We start from the raw sequence: 15704 nt of genomic DNA, 5'->3' as shown, positions 1-15704 counted from the left end.
CCTGCCGGCTCACCTCAACGACATCCATGCTCCAGTCCATGCCTCCAGCACCCCATCGCAATTTCAAATTCCTGCAAGTGCTGTCGTTCCGCTTCCAGCTGGTACTGGCTTACCAGATGATGGCCGTGGTGGTGGGCTGGCATATCTACCAGATCACCGGTGACCCCCTCGCGCTGGGCCTGGTAGGCCTGGCCGAAGTGGTGCCTTACATGTGCACCGCCCTGTTCGGCGGTTATCTGGTCGATCATTATTCGCGGCGCTGGTTCGGTGTATTGGCCGCCGTGATGCTGCTGATCAATGGCCTGGTGCTGTTAGGGGTCTCCAACGGCTGGGTGGAAGGCGACCCTGAACTGTGGATCTACGTCTCCATCGCCTTCACCGGCTTTGCGCGCGCCTTCATCGCCCCCACTTACAGCGCCTTGTTCGCCCTGGTGCTGCCGCGCGACCAGTATGCACGTGCCGCCGGGCTGGGTAGCTCGGTATTGCAGATCGGCATGGTCACCGGCCCGGCCATAGGCGGCATCCTGATCGGCTGGGCCGGCACCGGCGCCGCCTACCTCACCGCGGTGGTGCTGTGCTTCGGGGCGATGTTGTCACTTGTCCTGCTCAAGGTGAAGCAGCCGCCTCGCGCCGAGAGCGCCCCCGTATTCACCAGCATCGCGCAAGGCCTGCGCTTCGTTTACAGCAACCAGATCATGCTGGGCGCGCAATGTCTGGACATGTTCGCCGTGCTGTTCGGTGGCGCGGTCGCACTATTACCCGCCTTTGTGAACGACATCTACCACTACGGCCCGGAAGGGCTGGGCATCCTGCGTGCAGCGCCAGCCGTGGGCGCCGTGGTGATGGGCTTGTGGCTGGCACGTCACCCCATCAATCTGCATGCCGGACGCTGGCTGCTGCTGGCGGTAGGCGGTTTCGGACTGTGCATGATCGCCTTCGCACTCAGCACCCACTTCTGGGTGGCGGCTTTTGTGCTGCTGCTGTCCGGCGCCTTCGATGGCGTATCGGTGGTACTGCGTACCACCATCATGCAACTGATCACCCCGGACGAGATGCGTGGACGTGTCTCCTCCATCAATGGCATCTTCATCGGCTCGTCCAACGAACTGGGCGCGTTCGAATCCGGTGTCGCGGCCAGGCTGATGGGCCTGATCCCGTCGGTGATCTTCGGTGGCAGCATGACCATGCTGGTGGTCGCCGTCACGGCCTGGCGCGCACCCAAGCTGCGCAAGCTGGAGTTGCAGCAGCTGCACTGAGCAGACCATGACTGGCAAGCCAGACAGGCTTTGAGTATGCTGTGACTTTAGTGTATTGAACGAGACACCCATGCTGATCACTGACGGGGCGCGTGCCCATGCGCAACACCTGCTCGATTTCATCGACGCCAGCCCCAGCCCGTGGCATGTGGTGAATACCGCCAGTGAGCACTTGCTGACTGCTGGCTATATACCGCTGGAGGAGACGCAGCCCTGGGCATTGGAGGCAGGTGGTCGCTATTTTGTCGCCCGTGGCGGCGCGCTGATCGCCTTCACGCTGGGGACCGCCGCGCTGCACGGCCACGGCATGCGCATCATAGGCGCGCACACGGATTCGCCCGGGCTGCGCCTCAAACCTCATGCCGACCACTGCTGTGATGGCATGCAACGCCTGGGCGTTGAAGTGTATGGCGGGCCTATCCTGGCTACGTTCACCGACCGCGACCTGAGCCTGGCGGGCCAGGTCATGGTGCGCAGCGCACACGGCCATGACCGCCACCTGCTGCGCTTCGACAGCCCGCTGGTGCGCCTGCCCAACCTCGCCATCCACATGAACCGCGAAGTCAATGACAGCGGCCTCAAGCTGCACAAGCAGAACGAGCTGCCCTTGCTACTGGGCCGCCAACTGGATGCCGACACGCCCGGCTTCAAAGCGCTGGTGGCCGGGCAACTGGACATCGCGGACAGTGACATCCTCAGCATGGAATTTAATGTCTACGACACCCAGCCCGGCAGTTTCTGGGGCGTGCATGAAGAGTTCATCGCCGACAGCCAACTCGACAACCTGGCTTCCTGCCATGCCGGGCTGACCGCACTGCTGGCAACCGCCAGCACCGAACATGGCTGCATGCTGGCGCTGTTCGACCACGAAGAAGTAGGCAGCAGCAGCCATAGCGGTGCTGACGGCAGCCTGATCGCGGATGTGATGCAGCGTATTTTCGCGCTTCAAGGCCTGAACGAAGAACAGCGTCAGATCGCTCTGGCGCGCAGCTTTTTCATCAGCGCCGACATGGCACATGCCTACCATCCGAATTTCCCGCAAGCCTACGAGCCGCAACACCGCGTCATGATCAATGGCGGCCCGGTGATCAAAGCCAATGCCAATCAGCGTTACAGTACCAACGCAGAAACAGCTGCGCGCTTTGTGAGCTGTTGTGAACAAGCAGGTGTCCGCTATCAACAATATGCGCACCGCACCGACCTGGGTTGCGGCAGCACCATAGGCCCACTGGTCGCCGCCGGGCTGGGTGTACCCAGCGTGGATGTGGGTGCTCCGATGTGGGCCATGCATAGCCTGCGGGAAAGTGCCGGTGTGCAGGACCACGCCGACATGATCGCGGTGCTGAGCATCGCGTTATCTGCGCCGCGCTGATGACAGCCAGTTGAGCTAGCGCCCAAGCCGGCCCCCACGTAAGTCGTATTGATGTGCACCCTGCCGTGGTAGCACGATATGGGGAATGGTCGCTGCGTAAGGCTGAGCATCAGGGCAAAGCATCAGAGCTGAGCATTAGCGCTGCTAGCGCTAGCACATCAAAAAACAGCACAGGTAAACAAATACGGCGGGCACACGCTGGCAGACTGGTGGTGATGACACGCCAGGCGAGGGAGAGAAGCGATGATGATGGTCTATCGTATGGCGGCAGCACCAGGGACCTTGTACCTTTGGGTGGGGCTGTTCAATGTGCCGCAGCCTGCCATGCCTGTGGCCAGCACATCTTCGGCACCAGTCAATGTCAGCATCCACAGCCCGCTACGCGCCATCCGTGATGGTATCGCCGATAACGACCAGCACCCGCTCAATCATCGTGTGGTGTTCAAACTCACTGGTCTGGCAAACGATCAGGACGCCGAGATCACCATCCGGTCCGGCACCGATCTGCAGACACTGCGCTGTCGCAGCCTGCCTGCGCAAGTGCCCTGGGCCATGGACGGCAGCTTCAATATCCTGCTGTGTTCCTGTTATTCCCAACCCGATGATGGTACCGGCCTGTTAAGCAAGATTGTCTCCGCACCCCATCTGCGCCCCGACCTGACGCTGATGATGGGTGACCAGATCTACGGCGACCTGCCGCTGTTCGAAGACCTGCCTACCGACACGCCGGGCCTGGCACGCAAGCTGGGCCGCAAGTACCTGAACAACTGGCGGCCCATGCAACAGGGAGAATCCGGCTCCGGTCTGAGCAGCGTGCTGAGCAAGGCGCCCTCCCTGTGTGTAGCCGACGATCACGAATACTGGAACAACTACCCCTACCGGCAATACCAGTTACCCAAGACCTATACCGCCAAAGGGCGTGCACAATGGCGCGCAGTGGCGCAGGCCTTGTATCAGGATTATCAGCTCATAGACCCGGCCCTCCCCATCGACCCGGAGATGGACAAAGTGGTGTTCCACAACACAGCTTTGCAGGTGGACCCGGCGCGGCCCACGCTGGATGTGGTGCACAGGCTGGATATAGACCCGCTCAAGCTGCTGGTGGTGGACTTGCGCAGTGACCGCGACCCCGGCTACTGGCAGAAGGACTTTCCCGTCAGCGCGCCGCATGCCCAGCCATTTGACAGCTTGGTCAGCCCCAAGGTGATGGCCGAGATGCGCCGCTGGGCGGACGACCTGCTGCTGGCCAAACAGAACAGGCAACCGGCCTTCGGGCTGTTCAGCTCGGGTCAGGCTTTTCTGATCCCGCCTGCCGAGGAAAAGGACCGTGAGAAAGTCGATGCGGAAATGGCCAATTACCGCCAGTTCAATGAGCAGATCATGCCCATCTTCGAACAGCTGGCAGCCGCCGACATCCCCGTGGTGTACATCACCGGCGATGTGCATTGGGGCCGGCTGGCGCAGGCACGCCAGTCTGGCAGCAGCCACACCACGCTGCACGAGGTGATCAGCTCGCCGTCCTTCGTGATCCATGTGGCCGCCACCGACAGCTTCAAGCTGATCGGCAACTCGGTACGCCGCCTGTTTGGCCAGAGCGACCCCTGGCCCAGGCACCCCAGCGTGCCCCAGCCACCGGGCAAGGTCGGGCGCCTGACCCTGCCGCAGTTCGACCCGGAGCACGGCAGCGGCCTGCGGCAGCGTGGTGACCAGATCGCCATGCTGTCGTTTCGCCGTGCCGGCGCCGGCATCGATTTCGATGTGACCTACCACGCGGTCACCGATAACAGGAAACTCCCCCCACAACAGTACAGCCAGACCTTCAGTCTGCGCGTACTTTAAGCTACCCAGGAGGCATGCTCATGATCCGCCAGACCCGCTCCAAAGCCACCGAACGCAATCCCGAATTCCCGGAACAGCAACGCGAGCCAGGCGAAAGCAACCTGGCCTGGGGCCGCCGTGCGGTCAAGGCCATGGGCATCAAGGACCCCAAAGCCTGGAGCTACATCGTCCTGCTGGGCGGCAAAGACACCATGGCCTACCGGCTGCGCATCGCGCAATCGCAACTGCGCCCGGACCTCAAGCCCTCGCTGTGGTCCGAGGCCATTCTGGTGGAGCTGCAGCACAAGCAGCTGGATGATGCACACGCCATCCATGTGCCACTTCTGCAACCCGCCGAGAGCGGCTTCGCGCCGCCACGCAACGGCGTGGTAGTACGTGACCTTGCCGATTTCGACGACCCGGCACACTACCCCAATATCGCGCTGATCGCACTACCGATCGCGCAGCAGCGCGTCATGGAAAGACTGGAAGCCTTCAAGATGAGCCGCTCCACACTGGACACGCTGGAGCATGTGGTGCGCTGGCTGGCGTTCTGCTGGAGTGCAGGCAACACCGGCAACCCGCTGCTGGAAAGCGTAGGCCTGCCCTCGGCCTGCATGCTGGAAACGCTGCTGGGGGCAGAAGGCTTTGACCTCACGCCCGGCCTGGAGTCACGCGTCTCCTGCCCGGAAGCGATCTGGAGTGCCACCAGCTACTGGCAGGATTATTTCGACCAGTCCGGCAGCAGGCCCCCCATAGGCCGCTTTAACCATGAGCATTTCTACGACATCGTGGAACCGGCCTGAACCAGGCAGGTTACTCAGCACACCTACATGCAGCGCGCATAAAAAAACAGGCCCTCAGGCCTGTTTTTTGTCTGAGCCTGCGGACTGCAGGATCAGGGCGACCTTGCTATTAAGCTCGCTTTACTTCTCGACGAAGGCACGCTCGATCACGTAGTCCCCCAGGTCACCGATACGCTTGGACACCTGCAGGCCAGCCGCGTCGAGGATGCGGCAGGTATCGGTCAGCATCTGCGGGCTGCCACACAGCATGGCACGGTCGGTTTCCGGGTTGAGTGGTGGCAGGCCGATGTCGGCGTACAACTTGCCGCTTTCCATGAGGTCGGTCAGGCGGCCCTGATTGCGGAATGCTTCACGTGTCACGGTCGGGTAGTAGATCAGCTTGTTGCGCACCTCTTCACCGAACCACTCGTTATCGGGCAACGTCTTGGTGATGAATTCTTCATAAGCCAGGTCATTCACGTGGCGCACACCATGCACCAGGATCACTTTGTCGAACTTCTCGTAGATCTCCGGATCCTGGATCAGCGAAATGAACGGTGCGAGGCCGGTGCCGGTGGACAGCAGGTAGACGTGCTTGCCCGGCTTCAGGTCGGACAACAGCAAGGTACCGGTGGGCTTGCGGCCGACCAGGATGTCGTCACCCACCTTGAGGTGTTGCAGGCGCGAGGTGAGTGGGCCGTTCTGCACCTTGATGCTGAAGAATTCCAGATCATCGGCATAGTTGGGGCTGGCCACGCTGTAGGCGCGCATCAGCGGCTTGTCGTTGACTTGCAGACCGATCATGACGAACTGGCCGTTCTCGAAACGCAGGCCCGCATCACGCGTGGTCACAAAACTGAACAGGGTGTCGTTCCAATGTTTGACCGACAACACTTTCTCGGTATTAAAAGCACTCATTGCTATCACTTTCGCTGGATTCGTTGACGCCTGCTACTGCGCGTCGATTCATGAAATTAAGATTTACAAGCCTGACGCTGACTGGCCTCAACCGGCAGCCAGCGCCGCATCCAAAGCAGGCACCGCCTGGAACAGATCCGCCACCAGGCCATAGTCAGCATGCTTGAAGATGGGTGCATCCGGGTCGTGGTTGATGGCCACGATCACCTTGCTGTCCTTGATGCCGGCCAAGTGCTGCATGGCACCGGAGATGCCGATGGCAATGTACAGATCCGGCGCGACCACCGTACCGGTCTGGCCGACTTGCAGGTCATTGGGCGCAAACCCCGCATCCACGCACGCGCGCGTGGCGCCTATGGCAGCGTTCAACTTCTTGGCCACCGGGTCCAGCAGCGGGTTGAACTGCTCGCCCAGACTGCGACCGCCCGAGATCACTACACTGGCGGTTGCCAGCTCAGGGCGCTCGGACACAGTTTTGTGTTCGCTCACCCAGCGCGCTTTGCCGAATGGAGCAGGCACGGCAGCGCTGACGATCTCGGCCACCCCTGCATTGGCCGCCGGGGTGAATGCGGTAGTACGTACCGACACCACTTGTAGCGCATGGGCGTTCTTGACCGTGGCCAGCACGTTGCCAGCATAGGTGGGGCGCACATAGGTATCGGGGGCCTGTATCGAGACCACATCAGACACCATGCCCACACCCAGCAGGGCCGCTGTGCGTGGCAGGGCGCCCTTGCCCAGCGTGCTGTGTGCCGCTAGGATCACGCTATAGCCAGCCGCGTTCTGCAGCAAGGCGGCCGCGACATCTTCGGCCAGCACATGGGTCAGATGCGGGGCTTCGACGCGCAATACGCGGCTTACGCCCGCGATCGCCGCAGCTTCATCCACCACGGCAGACAGGTCGCCGCCCACCAGCAAGAGATGCACGTCCTGTTGCCAGGCGCCGGCCGCTGTCACCAGTTGACGGGTGGATTGCTTGATGTGGTGGCCGTCATGTTCGGCCAGGATCAGTACGCTCATGCCAATACCTTTTCAATACGCAGTTTTTCGACCAGCTCCGCGACGCTGTTGACCAGCACGCCAGGCTTGCGCGGGGCCGGTTCGGCCACCTTCTGCAAGGACAGGCGGGGCGCGTAGTCCACACCCAGCTCGGCGGCGACCAGGGTTTCGATCGGTTTCTTTTTAGCCATCATCATGTTGGGCAGCTTGATGAAGCGCGGCTCGTTCAAACGCAGGTCGGCCGTGACCACCGCTGGCAGTTGCAGCGCCACCAGCTCGCTGCCGCCTTCCACTTCACGCTGCACTTCCACCTCATTGCCGTTCAGCGTGATCTGGGAGGCGAACAAGCCTTGCCCCACGCCCAGCAAGGCCGCCAGCATCTGGCCGGTTTGGCCGGCATCATCGTCAATGGCCTGCTTGCCGAGCAGGATCAGTTCGGGCTGCTCGCGGTCGATCACGGCTTTCAGCAGGCGGGCCACGCCCAAGGGTTCCAGCGCACCTTCCGCCTGGATCAGCACGGCACGGTCCGCACCCATGGCCAAGGCATGACGCAGCGTGTCCTTGCTGTTGTCCGCACCGATGGAGACCGCGATGATCTCCTTGGCGATGCCTTTTTCCTTGAGACGCAGCGCTTCTTCCACGGCGATCTCGTCAAACGGGTTGATGCCCATTTTCACGCCGGCGATCTCGACATCGCTGCCGTCCTGTTTGACGCGCGGCACGATGTTGTAATCCACCACGTGCTTCACGGCCACGACGATTTTCATACCCACACTCCCGGAAACTATTGCCCGCTATTGTAGGGGACACTAGAATATCTAATAAATTGATTATATTGATAACGTATATCTGCAAAACCAATATGCAAATCCTGCTTGCACTGACCATACTGCCATGCGCTACACACTGAGACAGCTCGAGGTGTTCGTCGCTGTCGCCCGCACCGAAAACGTGTCGCGCGCGGCTGAAACACTGGCACTGTCACAATCGGCCGCCAGTACTGCACTCGCCGAATTGGAACGCCAGTTCGACTGTCAGTTCTTTGATCGCGTGGGTAAATTGCTACGCCTCAATGACCTGGGCCGCAGCCTGCTGCCGATGGCCGCCGCACTGCTGGAGCAGGCTGGCGAGATCGAGAATATCCTGCAAGGCAAAACATCGGTGGGGCTGCTCAAGGTGGGCGCCACACTGACGGTCGGTAATTATATCGCGACACTGCTGATCGGCGCATTCATGAAACAGCACGCAGAGTGCCAGATCCAGCTGCATGTGCAAAACACCAACACCATCCTGCAGCAGGTGGCCAACTACGACCTGGATCTGGGGCTGATCGAAGGCAATTGCCAGCACCCGGATCTGGAGGTGGAACCCTGGATCGACGACGAACTGGTGGTGTTCTGCGCGCCCGACCATGTGCTGGCAGGGAAGCAGCATGTCAGCATGGCCGATCTGCTGGCAGAAACCTGGATCCTGCGCGAACTGGGCTCGGGCACACGCGAAACCTTCGATCACGCCATGCGTCATCATCAATCCGCGCTTAAAATACGCCTGGTGCTGGAACACACCGAAGCGATCAAGCGCGCGGTGGAATCCGGCCTCGGTATCGGCTGCATCTCGCGGCTGGCGCTGCGCGATGCCTTCCGGCGCGGCAGCCTGGTGCCCATCGAGATGCCCACGCTGGACCTGCGGCGCCAATTCATGTTCGTGTGGCACCGCAAGAAATACCTGACGGCCAGCATCCGGGCCTTTCTCGATTACTGTCGCGCCTACACGGTGGATGCCGCACGCAGCGACGAACTTAACCTGCCATTGATCAAGTAGCCATTTATGTCACAGCCTCAACGCGATGTCATGCAATATCAAGTCCTGATCGTCGGTGCCGGCCCTGCCGGCCTGTCCGCCGCCATCCGCCTCAAACAACTGGCCAATGCCGAGCAGCGCGAACTCAGCATCTGCGTACTGGAAAAAGCCAGCGAAGTAGGTGCGCACACGCTGTCCGGCGCGGTGATCGACCCCATCGCCCTCAACGAACTGCTGCCGGATTGGCAAGCCTTGGGCGCGCCGCTCACCACGCCGGTCAAGGAAGACCATTTCCTCTACCTCACCGAGCATAAATCGTTCACCATCCCCGATGCGCTGCTGCCACCGTTGATGCGCAATCATGGCAATTACATCATCAGCCTGGGCGCGCTCACGCGCTGGCTGGGCGAACAAGCCGAAGCGCTGGGCGTGGAGATCTACCCCGGCTTCAGTGCGGTAGAACCTTTGTATGACGCATCCGGCGCACTTAAAGGCGTGATCAGCGGCGACATGGGCCGTGCCCGTGACGGCAGCGAAAAACCGGGCTTCGCGCAAGGCATCGAACTGCATGCCGATTACACGCTGATCGCCGAAGGCACGCGTGGCTCGCTGACGCGTCAGCTGGAAGCCAGATTCGATCTGCGCCGTGAAGCCGAACCGCAGAAATATGGCCTGGGCTTCAAGGAGCTGTGGCAACTGGACCCAGCACAGCACAAGCCCGGGCTGGTGCTGCACGCGCAAGGCTGGCCACTCGATGACGCGACAGGTGGCGGCGCGTTCATCTATCACCTGGAAGACAACATCGCCGCCGTGGGCTATGTGGTGCACCTCAACTACAGCAACCCGTACTTGAGCCCATTCGAAGAATTCCAGCGCTTCAAGACCCACCCCGCCATCGCCCCCATGCTGGCTGGTGGCAAACGCCTCAGTTACGGCGCACGCACCATCAACGAAGGCGGCCTGCAATCGCTGCCGCAGCTTTATTTCCCGGGTGGCGCGCTGATCGGCTGCGCGGCGGGCTTCGTCAACGTGCCACGCATCAAGGGCAGCCACAATGCCATGAAATCCGGCATGCTGGCGGCTGAAGCCGTGTTCGAAGCCCTCTCGGCCGGGCGCAGCCAGGACAGCCTGATCGCTTACACCGACAAACTGCACGCCTCCTGGGTATGGCAGGATCTGGATCAGGTGCGCAACGTCAAACCCGCCATCTCGCGCTTCGGCAATCGCCTGGGCTCGCTCATCAGCGGCGCAGAGATGTGGCTGGCCAGCTTAAAGGTGCGCCTGCCCTGGACACTCACGCACGGCAAAGCCGACCACGAGACACTGGACCCCAAAGATCAAGCCCGGCCCATCGCCTACCCCAAGCCCGACGGCACGCTCAGCTTCGACCGCCTGTCATCGGTGTTCCTCGCCAACCTGCAACACGACGAAGACCAACCCGTGCACCTCACCCTCAAGGACGCCAGCGTGCCTATCGCGGTGAACCTGGCCCGTTACGACAGCCCGGAACAACGCTACTGCCCGGCTGGCGTGTATGAGATCGTGGAAAGAGAAACCGCACCACGCCTGCAGATCAATGCGGCCAACTGCGTGCACTGCAAAGCCTGCGACATCAAAGACCCGACGCAGAATATCGTGTGGGTGCCCCCAGAAGGTGGGAGTGGGCCTAGCTACATGCATATGTAATATGGCTTTAAGGTCAGGTGCTTCCAGTTTCCAAAGGTACGAAAGCTATTCAACAACAGCATTCAGGCAATCGGAAACGATTACACACCGTCATGGGAAACCACTTTCCTTATCATCATGCGGTAGCACCAGAAGAGTTAAGCACCTAGCCTCCCACGAAAGTAGGAGTGGGCCAAGCCGAACGAATAGGTAGAATGTTGTGGCAAACCCCAACACCATCCACCGGAGCCTGCCACTGTGAATCGATTGCTCATTCTGTTTATCGCCAGTTTGTTTTTAGCTGGATGTGCAAGTTACGGCCCTTCCGTTCCGACCGACTACGCCGGGCCGCAAGCCTCGATCAAGGATTCAGCGCAAACCCACAGCGCGAGCAAAGTGGATATCTTCTACGTCACCCATGTGGATGGCCGGGAGATCGAGAATAGCCTGATCAAAACGCGCACCACCAACCGGGGGCGCGGGTTGGCCATCACAGCCCAGCTTCTGGAAAACCGAATCCCCGCAAGAGCGACCACGGTTTATATCGTCGGCCGAACCGAATACGCAGCCCCGATCCTGGCGCTTACCAACACCGTGTATCAGGTGAAAGGCTCGGTGGAATTCATACCCGAACCCGACAAGCGCTATGTGGTGCGTGGTGAGCTTGGCGAAACCTACTCTGCGGTCTGGATAGAGGAAGAGGCTTCCAGCCTGCTCATGGGCAACAAAGTGGAGATCCACGGTTCCAGCAAACTCGGCACTTTCGAGAAGTAAGGCGTTCTGTTCACATCAGTTTATGGTCAGGTTTATCTGGTGACATGTATGGAAGATGCCAACGACCATCCATGAATACTGTGATGTCCAGCTAAAAATCCATTCTCGTCAACATTAACAGCCAGGCAAATCCTCAAGCCATCAGGGAAATTCGCTCAAGGTATTACCGCAAGCCATTGCAATCCCGCCCACCGCACCCACCTACCCATCATTCAGCGCATCTCGCCATGCGCGCAAACGAAGCAACTGCCGCGCAAAATGCGCTACGATAAAGTATGAGAACCATCGTCAAGATCGCCACCTCCAAGCTGCCCACCGAAACGGGTGAGTTCGATATCCATATCTATCAGGAGATCAAAACCGGGCTGGAACACGTGGCGCTGGTGAAAGGCGACATCACGCACGGCCAGGATGTGCTGACGCGTGTGCATTCCGAGTGCATGACCGGCGATATCTTCGGTTCGCAGCGTTGCGATTGCGGTGAGCAGCTGCATCTGGCGCAGCAACGTATCCAGACCGAAGGCACGGGCGTGCTGATCTATCTGCGCGGGCATGAAGGGCGTGGCATCGGGCTTTCCAACAAGATCCGCGCTTATGCACTGCAGGACCATGGCCTGGACACCGTGGAGGCCAACCTGGCGCTGGGCCTGCCCGTGGATCAGCGTTCGTTTGCGATCGCGGCCGAGATGCTCAAGTGCCTCAAGGTGTGCAGCATCCGTCTGATGAGCAACAACCCGGACAAGAACTCCTCGCTGCAACGGCATGGCGTCACCGTTAACGCCATCGTGCCGCTGCGTATCCCGGCGAATGCCAACAGCCGCAAATATCTGGAAACCAAGGCCAGCAAACTGGGCCATCTGTTCTAGTAACTGCTTACTATTGGCAGGGAAAATACTCTGCTTTTTAAGCTGCAAGACCGTGCCTATGTCAGAAATCTTCGCTGCGCACTCTTGTTGTAGTGCGCTGAAAAGGCCGTGAAACCGCCATTCAGCGCCGTTTTTGGCCTAAAACCAGCCTGATTATGCTCAGTTACAAAATAGTGTTTGCTATTCGTTTGGTTATGGAGCATAGTCTGCATTGCGATTTCAAGCAGCCTTGTTGTGTTCCGGTTTAGTTCTCCGCTTCAACAGTGTAGTCATTCCCGTGTTACCTTAGTCTTCTTGATATTCGCCCCTGATCGGGGCCAAGCTCCGTTTATTATTATTTTTTAGGAAATCAAGATATGGCAACAGGTACTGTTAAGTGGTTCAACGACGCTAAGGGCTTCGGCTTCATTACTCCAGAAAATGGTGGTGCTGATCTCTTCGCTCACTTCTCCGCGATCCAATCCTCCGGCTTCAAGACTCTGACCGAAGGTCAGCGCGTGACATTCGACATCACCACTGGCCCTAAGGGTCAGCAAGCTTCCAACATCCAGCCTGCAAACTAAGCATTGATTCTGAACCAGGTTCAGAATCAACAAGGGTCTGCCTGGTGCAGACCTGCTTGACCGTCAAGCTACGCAGCCCGGCTTATGCCGGGCTTTGTCTTTTCAGCTAAGGAGTTTGCATGGCAAAAGAAGAATTGATCGAAATGCAGGGCAAGGTCATGGAAGTGCTGCCCGATTCACGTTTTCGCGTCACCCTGGACAATGGTCACGAGCTGATCGCTTACACCGGCGGCAAGATGCGCAAGCACCGTATCCGCATCCTGGCAGGTGATAGTGTCACACTGGAACTGTCCCCTTACGATATCAACAACGGCCGCATCACCTTCCGCCACATCGAAAGCAAGGCGGCGTTCACGCCAAGAAAGCGTACATTCTAAGGCCATTGCCAGCACTGGCCATCGTGCCGGTTATTCGCAGGCCTTTAATCTGCAAGCGCATTTGCATTAAACTGGCAAGCTTTGAGTTTGTCGTTAGTCAAAGGATTGGTATGTCGATACAAGTAGAACACGCCCCCTCCACCAGCAAGCTGGAGACGCTAGGCGTTTCCAAATGGGCGACCTGGAAGAAGGAGGTTTCCGTGTTCCCGTGGGTGTTTCCAGAACAGGAAATCGCTTATATCCTCGAAGGCGAATGTGTGATCACACCTGAAGGTGGCACACCAGTCACTTTCGGCAAAGGTGATCTGGTGACTTTTCCCGCCGGCCTGAAGGCGAGCTGGGAAGTGAAACAGTCCCTGCACAAGCATTACAAGCTGGACGGCAATACATTGACCCAGATCTGGCGTCGCCTCAAACTCAAGGTCTGTGGCTGAAGGTATAGTCCGCTATGCAGGCAGCTCGTCCCTAAGCAGGATGGGCAGGCCAGTCAGCACGCCATTCTCCTCTCTGCCGGCATGCGCGATAAGGGTCACTCTCTTATCCGCAGCGCCTATCCGTATTACCAGACACCCCACACCGACTTAGCATCATGGCTGGATCGGTATTGGCCGACCCAAGCTTGTTGTTTATCATGGCCTGTCAGCATCAGGCACCCCTGAAAAGAAGCCGCCCATGTCCACCCTAGGCATTGCCCACATCAATATCCGCGCACCGCGCGCGTTACTGGAACAGTTGCATGCGTTCTACCGTGAGGTGGTCGGCCTGCAGGACGGCCCACGCCCGCCTTTCACACGCTTCGGTTACTGGCTGTATGCCGGTGGTCATGATGTGCTACACCTGATCGAAGCTTCGCCCGAAGAGCAACGCCTGGTGAATGTGATCACCACCGTAGACCATATCGCGTTCAAATGCACCGACCTGCCCGAAACCACCAGGGGCTTGCAGCAACGTGGCATCCCTTATCGGGTCACCGCCATTCCATTATCGCAACAGCAGCAGATCGTACTTAAAGACCCGGCTGGCAACACCGTGGAACTCAATTTCGCTGACGCCAGCTAGAGCGGCGTGTAGCCCACATCTCAACGCGGTTTGTATTGACTGTAGCAATAGGCTCGCGTCACCTTCGGGCTGCGCAAAGCAGCATGCTTGGTCTTGCGCCCGCTGACGCGTGCACGCCACATGCGGAACGAGCTGGCTTTCATCTCACAGCGCATCAGCGTAATCACCTGAGCTTCACTCAATCCATGCGTCGCCTGTATGGCCTCGAACGGCGTGCGGTCTTCCCAGGCCATTTCGATGACGCGCGAGATCTGTTCTGCCGTCAATTGCTGACTTTTCATATTGCCTTTCACCATGTGCACCTACGGACGGTATTTTGTCCACCGCATTATGAGCGCCAGCACGGCAACAGGTTCGACCGCCATGTGCAAAAGGGGCCACATGTGGCCCCTTTTTCCTACGCTGCGAACCTTGCAGGCTATCTGGATGGGCTGCCTGGCTGCACCAGTAGCGCAACCACACGCTCCACCCAAGGGCTTACCACCAGGATGGAAACGAACACCACCGGGCACGCCGTTACGAAGGCGGCCAGCCACTGCGGCACAAAGGCGACACCTGTCGGCAGATGTAACCAGGTCAGCACCGCAGAAACGATGAGCGACATGCTGACCGACATCACTACGGCATACACCATTCTATGAAAGCGGGCGGGAATACGCATTACCAAGGCAGGCTAGCGTGCTCATGGAAGAACCCGCCCGTCACACCATCGGCTGGCAGGGTGGCGAGGAAGAGACTGGTCTTGTTGCTGTCCACCAGCTCCATCGGAGCATGTTCGCCGCCCAGCTCGGTCTTGACCCAGCCCGGATGTGCAGAATTGACCTTGATATTGGTGTCGCGCAGTGCATCAGCCAGGTGCACGGTCCAGCCGTTCAGGGCCGTCTTGGAGGTGTTGTAGGCAAAGCTCTTGGCTGGCGCGATCGGCGAATCTGCCATGCTGTGCAAGGTGAGCGAGCCCAGGATACTGGACAGGTTCACAATGCGGCCAGCCTCGGCCTTGCGTATCAATGGCAGCAGGCGCTGGGTGAGCGCAATCACCGCAAACAGGTTCACCTCGAAGGTATGGCGCACCGCATCCAGCGCCACGTCCGCACTGTTGTTACCGCCCATCAACTGCTCTTCGGAGATGCCAGCGTTGTTCACCAGCACGTCCAGCTTGCCGAATTGCGCGGCGATGTAGTCATGCACGGTGGCGATGGTCTTGCTATCGTCCGCATCATAGTGCACTGCCACGGCTTGCAAACCCTGTTCACGCAGCGCAGCCGCAGCGGCATTGCCTTTTGCAAGATCACGCGCGCCTATGATCACGGTCATGCCCAGTTCAGCCAGCCCCCTGGCGGTTTCCAAGCCGATTCCACGATTAGCGCCGGTGACGAGCGCGACTTTAGTTGTATTTGCAGACATGCTGATTTCCTTTTTTGTAGTGAGATTCAGGTACTTCATTTATTTAAT

At 59.3% G+C, this 15704-nt stretch carries 18 protein-coding genes; 12 read left to right on the top strand and 6 right to left on the bottom strand.

From position 1 onward, the window contains the following. Nucleotides 1-26 precede the first annotated feature (26 nt). The 4 genes from ED236_RS04910 (at nucleotide 27) to ED236_RS04895 (ending at nucleotide 5252) form a co-directional block, all read left to right on the top strand. A complete protein-coding gene (locus ED236_RS04910; RefSeq protein ID WP_123236840.1) occupies nucleotides 27-1256 on the top strand; it encodes an MFS transporter in 1230 nt (409 codons plus the stop codon). Nucleotides 1257-1326: 70 nt separating this feature from the next. Next, nucleotides 1327-2628: a M18 family aminopeptidase gene (locus ED236_RS04905; RefSeq protein WP_123236839.1), complete on the top strand. Its 1302-nt coding sequence runs from the start codon at nucleotides 1327-1329 to the stop codon at nucleotides 2626-2628. A 243-nt stretch (nucleotides 2629-2871) separates the two neighbouring features. Beyond that, nucleotides 2872-4467 (top strand): alkaline phosphatase D family protein, encoded by a 1596-nt coding sequence (locus tag ED236_RS04900; protein WP_123236838.1) that lies wholly within the window; start codon nucleotides 2872-2874, stop codon nucleotides 4465-4467. 20 nt (nucleotides 4468-4487) lie between these two features. Beyond that, nucleotides 4488-5252 carry a hypothetical protein gene (locus tag ED236_RS04895; protein ID WP_123237119.1) on the top strand — a complete coding sequence of 255 codons (765 nt, stop codon included), beginning with the start codon at nucleotides 4488-4490 and terminating at the stop codon, nucleotides 5250-5252. Nucleotides 5253-5372: 120 nt separating this feature from the next. Here ED236_RS04895 and ED236_RS04890 read toward each other — a convergent pair whose 3' ends face one another. The 3 genes from ED236_RS04890 to ED236_RS04880 all read right to left on the bottom strand — a co-directional run bounded on the left by ED236_RS04890 (nucleotide 5373) and on the right by ED236_RS04880 (nucleotide 7915). Beyond that, nucleotides 5373-6149 (bottom strand): ferredoxin--NADP reductase, encoded by a 777-nt coding sequence (locus ED236_RS04890; RefSeq protein ID WP_123236837.1) that lies wholly within the window; start codon nucleotides 6147-6149, stop codon nucleotides 5373-5375. 87 nt (nucleotides 6150-6236) lie between these two features. Continuing rightward, complete coding sequence (locus tag ED236_RS04885) at nucleotides 6237-7169, bottom strand: electron transfer flavoprotein subunit alpha/FixB family protein (protein WP_123236836.1); 933 nt, start codon at nucleotides 7167-7169, stop codon at nucleotides 6237-6239. Further along, nucleotides 7166-7915 carry an electron transfer flavoprotein subunit beta/FixA family protein gene (locus ED236_RS04880; protein WP_123236835.1) on the bottom strand — a complete coding sequence of 250 codons (750 nt, stop codon included), beginning with the start codon at nucleotides 7913-7915 and terminating at the stop codon, nucleotides 7166-7168. Before ED236_RS04880 ends, ED236_RS04885 begins: the two co-directional genes overlap by 4 nt. Before the next feature lie 127 nt (nucleotides 7916-8042). Here ED236_RS04880 and ED236_RS04875 point away from each other — a divergent pair, with 127 nt between their 5' ends. The 8 genes from ED236_RS04875 to ED236_RS04840 all read left to right on the top strand — a co-directional run bounded on the left by ED236_RS04875 (nucleotide 8043) and on the right by ED236_RS04840 (nucleotide 14252). Then, nucleotides 8043-8969 carry a LysR family transcriptional regulator gene (locus ED236_RS04875; protein WP_123236834.1) on the top strand — a complete coding sequence of 309 codons (927 nt, stop codon included), beginning with the start codon at nucleotides 8043-8045 and terminating at the stop codon, nucleotides 8967-8969. Between the two features lie 6 nt (nucleotides 8970-8975). Beyond that, nucleotides 8976-10634 carry an electron transfer flavoprotein-ubiquinone oxidoreductase gene (locus ED236_RS04870; protein WP_123236833.1) on the top strand — a complete coding sequence of 553 codons (1659 nt, stop codon included), beginning with the start codon at nucleotides 8976-8978 and terminating at the stop codon, nucleotides 10632-10634. Between the two features lie 246 nt (nucleotides 10635-10880). Next, nucleotides 10881-11387, top strand: coding sequence for a hypothetical protein (locus tag ED236_RS04865; protein ID WP_148042251.1), 507 nt, complete (start codon nucleotides 10881-10883; stop codon nucleotides 11385-11387). Between the two features lie 275 nt (nucleotides 11388-11662). Then, nucleotides 11663-12253 carry a GTP cyclohydrolase II gene (ribA, locus tag ED236_RS04860; RefSeq protein ID WP_123236831.1) on the top strand — a complete coding sequence of 197 codons (591 nt, stop codon included), beginning with the start codon at nucleotides 11663-11665 and terminating at the stop codon, nucleotides 12251-12253. Nucleotides 12254-12609: 356 nt separating this feature from the next. Continuing rightward, complete coding sequence (locus ED236_RS04855; RefSeq protein ID WP_123236830.1) at nucleotides 12610-12816, top strand: cold-shock protein; 207 nt, start codon at nucleotides 12610-12612, stop codon at nucleotides 12814-12816. A 119-nt stretch (nucleotides 12817-12935) separates the two neighbouring features. Then, the gene (gene infA / locus ED236_RS04850) at nucleotides 12936-13193 is read left to right on the top strand and encodes a translation initiation factor IF-1 (protein ID WP_123236829.1); all 258 of its coding nucleotides are present in this window, start codon (nucleotides 12936-12938) and stop codon (nucleotides 13191-13193) included. Nucleotides 13194-13303: 110 nt separating this feature from the next. Beyond that, nucleotides 13304-13627 carry a cupin domain-containing protein gene (locus ED236_RS04845; protein WP_123236828.1) on the top strand — a complete coding sequence of 108 codons (324 nt, stop codon included), beginning with the start codon at nucleotides 13304-13306 and terminating at the stop codon, nucleotides 13625-13627. Nucleotides 13628-13865: 238 nt separating this feature from the next. Next, nucleotides 13866-14252 carry a VOC family protein gene (locus ED236_RS04840; protein ID WP_123236827.1) on the top strand — a complete coding sequence of 129 codons (387 nt, stop codon included), beginning with the start codon at nucleotides 13866-13868 and terminating at the stop codon, nucleotides 14250-14252. Nucleotides 14253-14272: 20 nt separating this feature from the next. Here the strand turns inward: ED236_RS04840 and ED236_RS04835 are convergent, their stop codons facing one another. From ED236_RS04835 to ED236_RS04825, 3 genes are all read right to left on the bottom strand, one after another. Beyond that, nucleotides 14273-14533 (bottom strand): TIGR03643 family protein, encoded by a 261-nt coding sequence (locus ED236_RS04835; protein ID WP_123237118.1) that lies wholly within the window; start codon nucleotides 14531-14533, stop codon nucleotides 14273-14275. Nucleotides 14534-14670: 137 nt separating this feature from the next. Then, nucleotides 14671-14913 carry a DUF2798 domain-containing protein gene (locus tag ED236_RS04830; RefSeq protein ID WP_123236826.1) on the bottom strand — a complete coding sequence of 81 codons (243 nt, stop codon included), beginning with the start codon at nucleotides 14911-14913 and terminating at the stop codon, nucleotides 14671-14673. After that, nucleotides 14913-15656 (bottom strand): SDR family oxidoreductase, encoded by a 744-nt coding sequence (locus tag ED236_RS04825; protein WP_123236825.1) that lies wholly within the window; start codon nucleotides 15654-15656, stop codon nucleotides 14913-14915. Before ED236_RS04825 ends, ED236_RS04830 begins: the two co-directional genes overlap by 1 nt. Nucleotides 15657-15704 lie beyond the last annotated feature (48 nt).

Source organism: Pseudomethylobacillus aquaticus (assembly GCF_003730115.1).
Classification (GTDB): Bacteria; Pseudomonadota; Gammaproteobacteria; order Burkholderiales; family Methylophilaceae; genus Pseudomethylobacillus; species Pseudomethylobacillus aquaticus.
This window is presented reverse-complemented; position numbering and strand designations above follow the sequence as displayed.